The organism is Rhizobium viscosum (assembly GCF_014873945.1).
GTDB lineage: Bacteria > Pseudomonadota > Alphaproteobacteria > Rhizobiales > Rhizobiaceae > Rhizobium > Rhizobium viscosum.
The window spans coordinates 2,648,416-2,661,839 of the sequence record NZ_JADBEC010000001.1 but is presented as its reverse complement, the minus strand read 5'-3'; the positions used below and the strand labels follow the sequence as shown (position 1 = coordinate 2,661,839).

Here is a 13,424-nt window from a genome sequence, read left to right as displayed (position 1 = left end):
CCGCCGGGTTTTTTGCTTGCTGAGATGCCTGGTGGCTAGGCCGCAGCTCGCATGAAATTGCCGAGCCCGGCAAAGAGCTCCACCGATTTCAACCGCGCCTCGATATCATGGATCGGCATGGAGATGATCACCTCATCTGCCTGAGTTTCCTTGAGGAAATCGTTAAGTTGTGCTTCGGCAGTCGCCGGCGAGCCGACGACTGCGTAACGCAGCGTGTGCTCGACATTCATCTTTTCCATCGGTGACCAGAAGGCATCCATATCCCTGACCGGCCGAGGGAAGGGACCGCGCACATTGCGCCTGAGGTTGACGAATTGCTGCTGGGCCGAGGTGAAGTGATACTGCGCCTCCTCGTCCGTCTCGGAGACCGCGCCCATGACGCCGACCATCACATAGGGCTTGTCAAGTTCCGACGAGGGCTGGAACCGGTCGCGATAGATCGCGATAGCATCAAGCAGCATGTCAGGCGCAAAATGCGAAGCAAAGGCGAAGGGGAGGCCAAGCATGGCCGCAAGCTGGGCGCTGTAGAGGCTGGAGCCGAGCAGCCAGATCGGGATGTGCGAGTCGTTGCCGGGCACGGCGAGGATCGCCTGGTTTTCGATCGGCGTGCCGAGAAGCTGCTGCAGTTCCACCACATCATTGGGGAAACTGTTCGCACCGGCATCGAGATTGCGCCGTAGCGCCTGCGCCGTGCGCATGTCCGTTCCCGGAGCGCGACCGAGACCGAGATCGACGCGGCCGGGAAACAGCGCTTCCAGCGTGCCGAACTGTTCGGCGATGACGAGCGGCGCATGGTTCGGCAGCATGACACCGCCTGAGCCGATGCGGATGGTCTTCGTCACCGCCCCGATCTGTCCGAGAATAACCGAAGTCGCCGCGCTCGCGACGCCGGGCATGCCATGATGCTCCGCCATCCAGAAACGCGTATAGCCGAATTCCTCCGCCTTCTGCGCCATGCGCTTCGACGCCGCAAAGGATTGGCTGATGGTCGTGCCGTCTGCCACAGGGGAAAGATCGAGAATGGAAAAGGGAACCATGGAAACCTGCCGCGCAAGGATGGGATGCGGTCTATGTAGGTTCGCCGTCGCTCTATTCCAAATCGCGGCACCAATAAAAGCTGCCGCGAAAACTAACCGTCATTCGCCGAAAGCCCGCGAGAATTTCAGTGCACCTGATGGTGGCGATCCCTTGAAGACGATCCGCTGAACGTAACGCGTATCAAGATCGCCATAGGTCAACTTTCCATCGCTTTCGAAACCGACACCACGATAGACTGCGGGATCGCCGATCAGGGCGCAGCCTGTCGCATCACGCTCTCTCAGGAGATCGAGCCCTTTCAGGATTAGCTCTCTGCCAATCCCCTGCCGCTGCCGCTCTGGCTTTACCGAAATCGGCCCAAGCCCATACCATCCATCCTTGATGTCACTGATTGTGATCGGCGAGAAGGCGACATGGCCGATGATCTGCCCGCTTTCTTCGGCGACGAGAGATAATGTCAGATCACCCGATGCACGAAGATCCCGGATGATTTGCGCTTCGGTGTTATTGCTGTAGGGCATCGGTTCGAACGCCACCCAGGTCAGCTCGTGAATGGCATCCGCATCCTCGGGTTTTTCGAGTCGGGTCAGCATAGTACGATCAGGCCCGCTTGCGCTGCAGATGCATGTCGGTGCTATGCTGCTGATATCCTTCGCCAAGCGTAAAGTTGCCGAGCTGGCGGTCCATCTCTACGGCCTCGGTTGCCAGGCGGTGGATTGCAGCCGTTGTCTCCTCGACCATCGCCGCATTCTGCTGGGTCATGGAATCGAGCTCGGCGACCGAACTGTTGATCTGACGCAGGGTATCGGCCTCTTCACGGGTGGATTCCATGATCTCGTTGATCTGGCCGTCGATGGCTTCGACATGACCACCGATGCCGGTTAACGCAACGCCGGCCCTCTCAACGAGCGCCACGCCGCTTTCCACCTCATGCGTGGATTTTTGCAACAGGTTGGAGATTTCCTTGGCAGCGCTCGAAGAGCGCTGCGCCAGTTCGCGTACTTCCATGGCGACGACCGCAAAACCCTTGCCGCTTTCGCCAGCGCGTGCCGCCTCAACGCCGGCATTCAGCGCCAGCAGATTGGTCTGGAAGGCGATATCGTCGATGACGGAAATGATAGTGTTGATCTGCCGCGACGACGCCTGGATCGCTTCCATCGCTGCAATCGTCTCGCGCATGATCTGGCCGGAGCCGACCGTCTCCTTTTTGGCGTCGCGGGCGATGCGCGCCGCCTGCTCGGCGCGCTCGATCTGCAAGCGCACAGACTGTGTGATGGCGCTGATCGCATTGGCCGTCTCGGTGATCGAGCTTGCCTGACGCTCCGTGCGGCCGGCCAGTTCATCGGCACCGGAGCGCATCTCTTCGGAGCCTGCACGCACGGCCATGGAATTACCGCCGATCGCCGTCATCGTCTCGTTGAGCGTCGCCAGCGCCTCGTTGAAGTTCACCCGCAGGCTTTCGAGCTCGCTCGGGAAGCGGGTCTCGATTTGGTAGGCGAGATCGCCGCTTGCCAGATGATGAAGCCCCTCGTCGAGTGCCGTGACGACATCCTGCAAGCTGCGGGCTTCCGCTTCGCGCTGAGCCAGATTCTGCTGGCGCTCGCTTTCAGCCCGCGCGCGCGTTTGCTCGCTCGCAGCTTCGAGCTCGCGGCCTTCGATCAGCGACTGCTTGAAACGAGCAAGCGCCTTCGCCATCGTGCCGATCTCGTCCCTGCGGTTCTGGCTGCCAATCTCGACTTCAAGCTTGCCGTCAGCGACTTCGCTTGTCACGCCGGCAAGACGGGCGAGCGGTGAGAATAGTAAGTTGGTGATGAGCCCCGTGGCAATAGCCATGACAACGAGAACGCCAATGCCGATCGTGGTCAGCAAGGTGGCGATCTCGATGGAGCCGGCATTCAATTCGCTGAGCAGCACGCTTTCAACGACGAGGAAACGGTCGCCGCGATAATCAATGCCGCGCACATAGGCGCGGGCCGCACCGTCGGCGCGATCGAAATCCGCAACCGTCATCGCCGAACTTGCAAGCGCATCCTTGATAAAGGTGAACGGCGCAGTATCGAGCGTCGCAAGCTGGCTGGATGCGTTGAGACCAACGGCCGAACCGTCAGCAGAAATGATGGCGGTCTGCGCCGTGCTGCCGGATACGATACCCTTTGCGAGAATGCTGGTGACGACATCGTCGCGCACCTTGAACAGCATCAGCCCCTTCGCCTGGCCGAGCTTGACGATCGGCACGGCATAAAAGATCGCCGACTTGCCGCTTCCGGTATCGACGCGCAGACCGGAGAAGGCCGTCGGCGCGGAATCGTCTGTCGCCTTGGCGGTGTTTTCGATCGCCCTGGCATATGCGATGCCCGCTCCGGTCGATTTCCAGGCATCTGACTTCAGGTTTTCGGCGAAGTCGTCATTCTTCTTGTAAGAATAGAGCACAGTGCCATCGAGATCGACGATCAGGAGGTCGCTGAAGGCGGTATCGGCGAGGTCGCGCGTCACTTCGCCCTGCGTCTTCTCATGGCTCGAATAATAGAAACCGCTCGGACCATCCGGCTTTGCGAGCTTCTCTCGCTGGTCGGCCGGGTTCGGATTGTTCGTGATGAAGACCTTCTTCAACTCCCCACGTGCATCGCCGGAGCTCTTCTCCATCGTCTTCCAACCGCTCTTCAGGTTGGTGATCGACATCTGCAGCGCTTCGATGCGCGCAATTGAGGTCGCCTGGTTTTCAAGCTGTAAAAGCTGATCCTGCAGCATGTCGCCGCGGAAGATCAGCACGCTTTCCTTGGCCTTCAGCGCCTGCTCGTCGGAAACACGGCTGCTGGCGAAATAGGCGAGGACATTGATCACCGCGACCGAAAGCGTGGTCAGCAGGATGAAGGTGGCTATCACCTTGAAGGACAGGGATTGAAATCTCTGAGCCATGAAAAACGAACCCTTCCGGAACGGCGTCACCGGCGGGTGGAATCACGGAGACATCACCCATCGGTTGAACTGCAAACAGACCATCGGAAGCCTTAAGCTTTGCGAAAGCCGGCCCCTCTCACATTTGATGGACTAGAATTCAGGCATCCGGTTTAATTCGCGGTAAATGCGACCGCGCAAAAACAGCGTATGTTTTTGTTTTGTTCACATATCAATGGCACTTATTTCGCCATCGCTATAGGGTGAACCATGCAAAATACGATTCGCATCATCGGTATCGATCCCGGTCTTCGCCGCACCGGATGGGGCATCATCGATACGCTCGGCAATTCGCTGCGCTTCGTTGCCTCGGGAACAGTCACTTCGGATGGCGACATGGACCTCGCTTCCCGCCTCTGCCAGCTGCATGACGGCCTTGCCGATGTGGTCCATTCCTACAAGCCGGATGAGGCCGCCGTCGAACAGACTTTCGTCAACAAGGATGCGGTGGCGACCCTCAAGCTCGGCCAGGCTCGTGGTATCGCCATGCTTGTGCCCGCCCGCGCCGGCCTGCAGGTGTCCGAGTATGCGCCGAACGCCGTGAAGAAAACGGTTATCGGCGTCGGCCACGGCGAGAAGCAGCAGATCCATATGATGCTGAAGATTCTGATGCCAAAGGCGGAATTCAAGGGCAACGACGCCGCCGACGCCTTGGCGATCGCCATCTGCCACGCTCATCATCGCGGCGGAAACAAGATGCGGCAGGCACTCGCCGGCTGATTTGTTCTTGACTTGTTCCAGGCCCGCAGCTAGGTATTACTGTAGAGGTATTACCATGCGCGTGACTGAAAAAGGCCAGGTGACCATCCCTAAGGAAATCCGCGACAGACTTGGAATCGTTCCGGGATCTGAGGTGGAGTTTATCGCGAAAGACGATGCAGCCCTTTTGGTGAAGGTCAACGAAAACAGCTTACAGATTCGCAACTTCGAGGAATGGGCTGCCAGCGTAGAGGGACTGCTGGACCTCGATGGCATGACGACGGATGAATATATGGAATGGCTAAGGGGTCCGCGTGAAGATCTCGACCGTCATTGACACGAATATTCTCATCGGCATTTTGGGACCGCAAAGCTCATTTCGCCATTGGTCGCTTGACGCACTGCAACGTTGCGCCTCTGAGGGAAATCTGGTGCTGACCCCGGTCGTCTGGGCTGAGCTCGGCGCCGCACCGCTGACGGAGGAGAAGCTTCTGCTTGCCTTGGCCTGGCTTAATCTTGAACGAGAGAACTTGCCTTTCGAGGCAGCCTTCCGTGCAGGGCAAGCTCATCGCAGCTATCGGACTGCGGGTGGCCAACGGGAACGGACGCTTCCCGATTTTCTGGTTGGTGCCCACGCGGAATGGCATCGGCACCGCCTGCTGACCCGTGATGCTGCCCGCTACCGCTCCTATTTCCCTTCGCTCGATATTATTTCACCTGAAACTCATCCCTGACGGAACAAGAACATGATCGGCAAGCTGAAAGGCACCATAGACGAGATCGGCGACGACTATGTGCTCGTGGATGTGCATGGCGTCTGCTATGTCGCCTATTGCTCGTCGCGCACGCTCTCGAAGCTCGGTTCCGTGGGAGAAGCCTGTGTGCTCTTCATCGAAACCTATGTGCGTGAGGACCAGCTTAAGCTCTTCGGTTTCCAGACGCAGCTCGAACGCGAATGGTTCAACCTGCTGCAGAGCGTGCAGGGCGTCGGCGCAAAAGTGGCGCTTGCCGTGCTTTCGACCCTGACCCCTCCCGAACTTGCCAATGCAATCGCCCTCCAGGACAAGACCGCTGTCTCACGCGCCCAGGGCGTCGGCCCCAAGGTCGCGATCCGTATCGTCACCGAGCTCAAGAATAAGGCGCCTGCCTTTGCCGGCGAGGCCATCAATATCGGCCTCAAGCAGGAGATCGGCGAAGGTGTGGCCGCTGCCCCTGTGGCAGATGCGGTTTCGGCCTTGACCAATCTCGGCTATTCGCGAGACCAGGCCGCCAACGCGGTTGCCGCTGCCATGAAGACAGCCGGCGAGGACGCGGACAGCGCCAAGCTGATCCGTCTCGGCCTGCGGGAACTTTCGCGTTGATGCCCCGGCATGGTGTCAATGGCGGCCGCTTGGTGTATGGACTTGAGCAAGCTTTGAACGGAAATGCCTGATGACGGATGCCCGCCTGATAACGCCTGAAAAGCGTGGCGAAGACCTGGACACCACCCTGCGCCCACAGTCTCTGGACGAGTTCACCGGCCAGGCGGAGGCGCGTGCCAACCTCAAGATCTTCATCGAAGCCGCCAAGAACCGCGGTGAAGCGCTGGACCATGTTCTCTTCGTCGGTCCGCCGGGCCTCGGCAAGACGACGCTGGCACAGATCATGGCGAAGGAACTCGGCGTCAATTTCCGTTCCACCTCCGGCCCCGTCATTGCGAAGGCCGGCGATCTGGCCGCATTGCTGACCAACCTCGAAGAGCGCGACGTTCTCTTCATCGACGAAATCCATCGCCTCAACCCGGCAGTCGAGGAAATCCTCTATCCGGCGATGGAAGACTTTCAGCTCGACCTCATCATCGGCGAAGGCCCTGCCGCCCGTTCGGTCAAGATCGACCTGTCGAAATTCACGCTCGTCGCCGCCACCACCCGCCTCGGCCTGCTGACGACACCGCTGCGCGATCGTTTCGGCATTCCGGTGCGTCTCTCCTTCTATACGGTGGAGGAGCTGGAACTGATCGTCCGCCGCGGCGCTCGCCTGATGGGTCTTGGCATGACCGATGACGGCGCCCGTGAGATAGCGCGGCGCGCCCGCGGCACGCCGCGCATCGCCGGCCGCCTGCTGCGCCGCGTGCGCGACTTTGCCGAAGTCGCAAGGGCCGAAGCCGTCACTCGCGAGATCGCCGACGAGGCGCTGACCCGCCTGCTGGTCGATAATATGGGCCTCGACCAGCTCGACAAACGCTACCTCAACATGATTGCCGTCAATTTCGGCGGCGGCCCGGTCGGCATTGAAACCATCGCCGCCGGCCTTTCCGAACCGCGCGATGCAATCGAAGACATTATCGAGCCCTATATGATCCAGCAGGGTTTTATCCAGCGCACGCCGCGTGGCCGCGTTCTGACCGCAATCGCGTGGAAACATCTCGGCATGCAGCCCCCGAAGGATATGGAGGCTGCGCAGTTCGGGCTGTTCCGGGAGGACGATTGATTGATCAGCCGGCGCGGCTTTCTCAAACTCATGGGCGGCAGTTTTGCCGGCCTCATGGCACTCGGCGGATATGCCTTTGCCTATGAACCGCTAGCCCGGCTGGGAATTTCCCATTACAGGCTGACCCCGCCGGGATGGACGCCCGGCCTGAAGCTGCGCCTTGTCGCACTAGCCGATTTCCACGCCTGCGAACCCTGGATGTCCGCGGATCGCATCGCTTCGATCTGCGCCCGCGCCAATGAGCTGGAGGGTGATATCACACTCCTGCTCGGCGACTACGCCGCCGGCATGAACATGGTGACTCATTATGTCCACTCCAGCGAATGGTCGAAGGCGCTCGCGACGCTTAGAGCCCCACTCGGAGTCCACGCGATCATGGGCAACCATGATTGGTGGGAGGACAGGACCGCACAGAAGAATGGCGGAGGCGATACGTTCGGACACAGGGCTTTGGCCGAAGCCGGCATCCCCGTCTACAGCAATCGCGCCGTCCGGTTGAAAAAGGACGGGCATGGCTTTTGGCTGGCGGGTCTGGAGGACCAGCTGGCGCTCCTGCCGGGCAGGAAATGGGGCCGCAGCCGGATGCAGGGCCTCGACGATCTGGGTGGAACGCTTGCACAGGTTTCCGACGACGCGCCCGTTATCCTGCTTGCCCACGAACCCGATATATTTCCGCGCGTACCCGAACGAGTATCGCTGACCCTGTCCGGCCATACACACGGAGGACAGATCCGCCTTTTCGGCTATTCGCCGGTCGTGCCCTCGCGCTATGGCGATCGTTATGCCTATGGTCATATCGTCGAGAACGGCCGTAATATTATCGTCTCCGGCGGACTCGGCTGCTCCATGGTGCCTGTCCGCTTCGGCGTCCCGCCGGAAATTGTGGTCATCGATCTCGGATAACATCATGCCCAAGCGGACCGTCGTTCGCCTCAATGCAGGCAGTCAGCGCTTCAATTACCGCATCGCCGGGCTCGGCTTTCGTGACGGACACCTGCTTGTCCATCGCGCGGTTCACGAACCTTTCTGGACAATCCCCGGCGGTCGGGCGGAGATTGGCGAGACCTCGGAGGAAACACTGAAACGGGAGATGATGGAGGAGCTCGGTGTCGAGGTGACCGTCGGCCGCCTGCTCTGGATCGTCGAGAACTTTTTCCACTATGAAGGCCGCGAGTGGCACGAACTCGGCTTCTACTATCTCATGGAAATACCCGAGAATTTCCCCTTCCGCACGCACGAGATCATTCATCGGGTGGAGGATGGCGACAACCATTTGGAATTCAAATGGGTGCCTGCAACATTCCAGGCACTGACTGCGCTCGACATTCCGCCCTATTTCCTTGCTGGTGAGATCGAAAACCTGCCTGCCTCGCCCCGTCATCTTGTGTGGCGCGATGGCGATCTCGATGACAAGGACTAGAGCAATTCAAATAAAAGTATGAAGCGGCTTTGCGTAGAGAATTGCGTGAAAACAAAGAGATAGAGTATTTTCGTATTTAGGCGAAAACGGAAATGCTCTAAGGAGGAGACACGATGCCGAGTTTCGACCCCTGCCGCGTGTTCCGAAAGCTCGCATACAATAATGCCCTGGCGAACAACCGGCTTCTTGCCGCCTGCGCAACCCTCAAACCCGGTGAATTCGAGGCCACGCGCACAAGCTTTTTCCCGTCGATCAAATCGACGCTGAACCACATTCTCACAGTCGATTGGTTCTATATCGATGGGCTGGAAGGTGGCACTCTCGGCCTTAGCGCGTTCGACATCGAAGAACCCTTTGACAATATCCCATCACTCTCCGCGGAGCAGACCAAGGTCGACCAGCGCCTCGTTGCAATCTGCGAAGGGCTGACACCCGAACAGCTTGCCTCAACCGTGGAGCTTCAGCGTGATGGCCGCGTTCAGAGGGAGCGCATGGAGGATGTGCTGAGCCACCTCTTCCAACATCAGACGCACCATCGCGGACAGGTGCATGCCATGCTGGCCGGCAGCAGCGTCGCCCCGCCGCAGCTCGATGAATTCATCGTGGACGACGATGCGAGGTTCCGGGGCAGCGAAGTTGCCGCCCTCGGCTGGAGTGAGCAGATGCTGATGCGTTAGCCCTTGAGGCGTGCCTTCAGGCCATCGATGATCGTCTTGGTCAGAAGATCGTAATTTTCGTCAAAGTGATGATCGCCAGGCAGTTCGATGACCTCGCCGCCGACATCCTTGACGGCGGGGCAGGCCACATCGTCATCGTCATCCTTGCCGTAGATGCATTGGACGAGCTTAGGATTGGCGCCCTTAAGATCCTTGATGGGATCGCCGCCGGCCCCTTCGGTCTTCTGACCGAGCCAGCCCATGACGGAAATGACGTAATCGACCTGGTGCGACAGAGACAGAAGCGAAATCTGTGCTACCGCCGTCTTCTCCTCGGGTTTCAGAAGCTGATAGGTGGCTGGCACGATATCTGCGCCGAAAGAATAACCGATCAGCAGGACGTGCTTAACCTTCCATTGCTTGCGGTAGAATTCGATGATGCGCGAGAGATCATCGGCCGTTTCCTGCGGCTTCCGCTCCGTCCAGAAATAGCGCAGCGAATCGATGCCGACGACGGGAATGCCTTCCTTCTGCAGCATGCCACCCACTTCCTTGTCGATGTCACGCCAACCGCCGTCGCCGGAATAAATAACGGCCATCGTATCAAGGTTCGGCTTGGCGTCGAGAACCGCTAGTGGCAGGCCGAGCGGATTGTCGAAGGCACCTGAAGCCGTCACCAGATCGTCGAGCGTATCGGCAAAGACAGTCTGCGCATCGTCGGTGGAGTCGCGGATTTCGATCGCCTCATGCGTCTTTTTCAGATCCTCCACATGAGCACGGCCGTCCTTGTCGGCGGCAGGCGTGAAGGTGGCGATAACAGGATCCGGCAGGGCGCCATCGGTGAGTCCATAGACGCTGCGGTCGCCGACCACTTTCTTCTTGGCCGGTGTGCAGAGTTCTTTGCTCAACGGAATGCCGGCACGCGGGTCAACGACAAATGTCTGGCCGATCGTTGCGTCGGGCGTCTGTGCGGCAATGGCAAGCGCCAGCGCGCCGCCCTCGCCGATGCCGGCAACGATCGGCAGGTGATAAGGGCTGTTGCCGGCGGCGCGCTGCACCTGCTGGCTAAGCGATTCAATATCGGAAACCGTGTAGATACAACCGTCGTTAAGGCTGACGTCATAGCGGTTCAACGCTTCCATATAGGATGGAAAATCGACGCCAATGACGACGGACCCCTGCGAAACCAGACGGTCTGCCTCAGTCTTTTCATTGTCGCCCCAGCCGGCTGCATCGGAAATCAGAAAGACGGCGCCCTTCACCTCGCCTTGCGGCAGGAAGATATGCGGCGAAGGGATAAGGCCAGTCTCGAAACTCTGGGTGGTTTCATCCGCAGCATAAGACGGCGCGGCCGCGAGCATGCTGACGCATGCGGCAGCAAACAGGTACTTTTTCATCATTTTCTCACTACCCCTTTCAATCCGCCCCCGATCAGAAATGTCGCATCCATCAACGCGATCATCGGATTGCCCCCTCCTGAAACCGCAAGATAGCGCGGTTGCCAGTGCGGATGAAACTTGGATTTGAAGGCACGAAGCCCCTTGAAGTTGTAGAAGCGCTCGCCGTGTTCAAAGACGGTACCGCCGATACGGTCCCAAACGGGCGCCACCTCGCGTTTCGACATGCCGGAGAGGGGCGCCATGCCGAGGTTGAAATGCGTAAAGCCCTGGGCGCGCAGATATTCCATGATCTGCACGAACAGGAAGTCCATAGCCCCCTTCGGCGCATCAGGCGAGAAGCGCATCAGGTCGATCGTCCCCTCCTCTTTCGCCGTAGTGACGAGGATATTGGCAAAGGCAACGATCCGGCCGTCCTTCTTGAGAACGCCGACCGGCTGCGACGTCACATAGTCCGGATCGAAGGCGCCGAGCGAGAAGCCCTTCTCCTTGGCATTGTGATGCTCGAGCCAGGCGTTGGAAACGGCCGAGAGATCGGCGATGATTCCGGGGATATCGACGGGTTCGACGACGGTGAATTCCAGACCATCGCGTTGGGCGCGGCTTGCAGTCTGGCGCAAGTTTGCCCATTTGCCACCCTTCATCTCGAAGGTACGCAGATCAGCCACCGCCAGCTCGCCGAGCTTGAAGGCGCGCAGGCCCGCGTCCGCACAGTGCGAGAGCAGTGCCGGCGAGATCTGGTAAAAGACTGCGCGGCAGCCGGCGGCGCGCGCCGCTTCCACGAAGCGCCAGACCAGTTCCTGTACGGCATGATGGTCGCCAATCGGATCGAACAGCGCGATCCACGAGCGGCCCTGCCGGCCATACATGATGAAGGCATCGCCCTTTTCCGAGAACATGATGGACTTGTCGCCCATGCGCACCAGATTGGCGTCCGCACTGTCCTGTTTCTCGACGATCTCGACAGCGCGGCGGACCGCCTCGTCATCCGCCGGCTCCGGTTTGAAGGCTGCTGGCCGCAGCAGGCTGAAAATGGCGATCGCCGAGGAAATGATGGTGATGCCGAGTACGGCACGCAGGCCGCGCGGCGCTTCCGCCGCGAATTCAAACTGCCACCAGAGTTGGTTGCTGTATTCCACGTCGCGATAGACGAAGAGCAGGATGACAACCGCACCGACGATGATCACGGCAATCGCCATCAGCCAGGATGCCGTCATCGCCTGGTTGAGAAGCGAAGCATGGCGGGTAAAGAGCCGGCGGCTGACGAACAGGCCGAAGACCAGAAAGGCGAGGAAGGCCGCCTCGACAAGGGCAATCGCCTTCAGCAGCGAGAGCGTCAGAGCGGCAACGGCAGAAAACACCGCCACCCACCAGGCACCATCGAGCCGCTGGCCGAGTCCACGGGCGGCAACGACAAGTGCAAGGCCGAGCAGACTGGAGAGGAAATGTGCGCCTTCCACCATCGGCAGCGGCAGATAATTGGAGAGGAATTCGAGGTTCTGATCAGGCGTCGGCGTCACGCTCGAAAAGATCAGCATGACGCCCAGGAGCAGCGCCAGCGCCGAAAGAAGTTGCGGCATCAGCCGTCCGCCGATCCGCCGCACGCTGGAAGCGGCAGGATGATCCACGAAGCGGCGTAGCTCTGTGGCAGAGACCGCAAGGATGGCGATCAAGAGCGGCAGCACGTGATAGATCAGGCGGTAGAGCACCAATGAGCCGAGAACGGCATCGATATTCACTGCGCTGCCGAGCGAGGCGATGATGACGGTCTCGAAGACACCGAGCCCAGCCGGAACATGGCTCAGCACACCAAGCCCGACGGCAATCGCATAAACCGCCAGGAACACCGGCCAGCCGATCGCCGTCTGCGGAAGGAGCACGTAAAGCACCGTGGCGGAGGCTGCGATATCGAAGGCAGTGACCAGGAACTGACGTGACCAGGTGCGCGAATCCGGCAGGCGGATCGCGATCGACCCGATCTCGATCACCCGGCCGTCGCGGCCGAGCACCATGAGAGAACCAAGGATCGCCAGGATCACCGCTGCCATGATGCGAAGCCAGAGGCCGCTGACGCTGATCAGCGGCGCAATTTCATCGGCGATGATGAGAAGTGCGATCGCCGCCACGGCAGCAAGACCGAGGCCGAAGGACAGCGTCACGAAAGCGATTACGCGGCCGATATCTTCGGGCGAAAGCCCAAGCCGCGTATAGGCGCGGTAACGGATCGCACCGCCCGAAAGGGCACCGAAACCAGCTGTGTTACCGACCGCATAGGCACTGAAGGCCGTGAGTGCGACATGCGGAAAAGGCAGCCGCTTGCCGATATAATCGATGGCGTTGAGATCGTAGAAGATGAGAGCCAGAAAGCTCAGTGCAGTAAAAAACAGGGCGAGCAGGATCGAACTCAGCCGGGTTTCCGCCAGCGCCTCGACGACGTCGTCATAGCGCACTTCATCCGTCAACTGCATGATCGCGTAGCCGACGAGGCAAAAAATGAGGAGCGTGGCAAGAGCCGTCAGCGGCGTGCGATAGCGCCGGAAAACTGCGCCGAAGGAAAAGCCCTCTTCCGTCTGTGAATTCTCTTCCAACTTGCCGTGACCCGACATCTTATACCTGCTGCAATTGCCAGTTCGGCGAGAATCTCTTTTGAGAGACGTAACATAAGCAACATGCAAGCTCTATGAACCTGTTGCGGCTACCCACACCCGCGCACTTGCCGCCTCCTTCATCCTCAATTGGGGCAAATTTGCGCAGTGCGCAGGCCGATCGCATTGCAATTTCGTAAGCTTT

At 59.6% G+C, this 13,424-nt stretch carries 13 protein-coding genes; 8 read left to right on the top strand and 5 right to left on the bottom strand.

Translation table 11 applies throughout. From position 1 onward, the window contains the following. Positions 1 to 35 precede the first annotated feature (35 nt). The 3 genes from H4W29_RS13065 to H4W29_RS13055 form a co-directional block, all read right to left on the bottom strand. Positions 36 to 1,037, bottom strand: a complete 1,002-nt coding sequence (locus H4W29_RS13065) for an LLM class flavin-dependent oxidoreductase (RefSeq protein ID WP_192729279.1) — start codon at positions 1,035 to 1,037, stop codon at positions 36 to 38. Positions 1,038 to 1,136: 99 nt separating this feature from the next. Continuing rightward, positions 1,137 to 1,631 (bottom strand): GNAT family N-acetyltransferase, encoded by a 495-nt coding sequence (locus tag H4W29_RS13060; RefSeq protein ID WP_192729278.1) that lies wholly within the window; start codon positions 1,629 to 1,631, stop codon positions 1,137 to 1,139. A gap of 7 nt (positions 1,632 to 1,638) precedes the next feature. Next, positions 1,639 to 3,954, bottom strand: a complete 2,316-nt coding sequence (locus tag H4W29_RS13055; RefSeq protein WP_192729277.1) for a methyl-accepting chemotaxis protein — start codon at positions 3,952 to 3,954, stop codon at positions 1,639 to 1,641. 249 nt (positions 3,955 to 4,203) lie between these two features. On the opposite strand from H4W29_RS13055, the gene ruvC reads away from it, so the two are divergent. The 8 genes from ruvC to H4W29_RS13015 all read left to right on the top strand — a co-directional run bounded on the left by ruvC (position 4,204) and on the right by H4W29_RS13015 (position 9,258). After that, positions 4,204 to 4,713: a crossover junction endodeoxyribonuclease RuvC gene (gene ruvC, locus H4W29_RS13050; protein WP_192729276.1), complete on the top strand. Its 510-nt coding sequence runs from the start codon at positions 4,204 to 4,206 to the stop codon at positions 4,711 to 4,713. A gap of 55 nt (positions 4,714 to 4,768) precedes the next feature. Further along, positions 4,769 to 5,029: an AbrB/MazE/SpoVT family DNA-binding domain-containing protein gene (locus H4W29_RS13045; RefSeq protein WP_183805179.1), complete on the top strand. Its 261-nt coding sequence runs from the start codon at positions 4,769 to 4,771 to the stop codon at positions 5,027 to 5,029. Beyond that, positions 5,007 to 5,426, top strand: a complete 420-nt coding sequence (locus H4W29_RS13040) for a type II toxin-antitoxin system VapC family toxin (protein WP_192729275.1) — start codon at positions 5,007 to 5,009, stop codon at positions 5,424 to 5,426. The genes H4W29_RS13045 and H4W29_RS13040 overlap by 23 nt, the downstream gene beginning before the upstream one ends. Before the next feature lie 12 nt (positions 5,427 to 5,438). Continuing rightward, positions 5,439 to 6,053, top strand: a complete 615-nt coding sequence (gene ruvA / locus H4W29_RS13035; RefSeq protein ID WP_192729274.1) for a Holliday junction branch migration protein RuvA — start codon at positions 5,439 to 5,441, stop codon at positions 6,051 to 6,053. Positions 6,054 to 6,120: 67 nt separating this feature from the next. Next, on the top strand, positions 6,121 to 7,161 hold the full coding sequence (gene ruvB / locus H4W29_RS13030; RefSeq protein WP_192730729.1) for a Holliday junction branch migration DNA helicase RuvB: 1,041 nt from the start codon (positions 6,121 to 6,123) through the stop codon (positions 7,159 to 7,161). After that, positions 7,162 to 8,064: a metallophosphoesterase gene (locus tag H4W29_RS13025; RefSeq protein ID WP_192729273.1), complete on the top strand. Its 903-nt coding sequence runs from the start codon at positions 7,162 to 7,164 to the stop codon at positions 8,062 to 8,064. Between the two features lie 4 nt (positions 8,065 to 8,068). Then, on the top strand, positions 8,069 to 8,581 hold the full coding sequence (locus H4W29_RS13020) for an NUDIX hydrolase (protein WP_192729272.1): 513 nt from the start codon (positions 8,069 to 8,071) through the stop codon (positions 8,579 to 8,581). A 113-nt stretch (positions 8,582 to 8,694) separates the two neighbouring features. Beyond that, positions 8,695 to 9,258 carry a DinB family protein gene (locus H4W29_RS13015; protein WP_192729271.1) on the top strand — a complete coding sequence of 188 codons (564 nt, stop codon included), beginning with the start codon at positions 8,695 to 8,697 and terminating at the stop codon, positions 9,256 to 9,258. Here the strand turns inward: H4W29_RS13015 and H4W29_RS13010 are convergent. Both H4W29_RS13010 and mprF read right to left on the bottom strand, forming a co-directional pair. Then, positions 9,255 to 10,637 carry a virulence factor family protein gene (locus H4W29_RS13010; protein WP_192729270.1) on the bottom strand — a complete coding sequence of 461 codons (1,383 nt, stop codon included), beginning with the start codon at positions 10,635 to 10,637 and terminating at the stop codon, positions 9,255 to 9,257. The two genes, H4W29_RS13015 and H4W29_RS13010, sit on opposite strands and share 4 nt — an antisense overlap. Then, entirely contained in the window at positions 10,634 to 13,240 is a 2,607-nt protein-coding gene (gene mprF, locus H4W29_RS13005) for a bifunctional lysylphosphatidylglycerol flippase/synthetase MprF (protein WP_192729269.1), read from the bottom strand. Before mprF ends, H4W29_RS13010 begins: the two co-directional genes overlap by 4 nt. Positions 13,241 to 13,424: the final 184 nt, after the last annotated feature.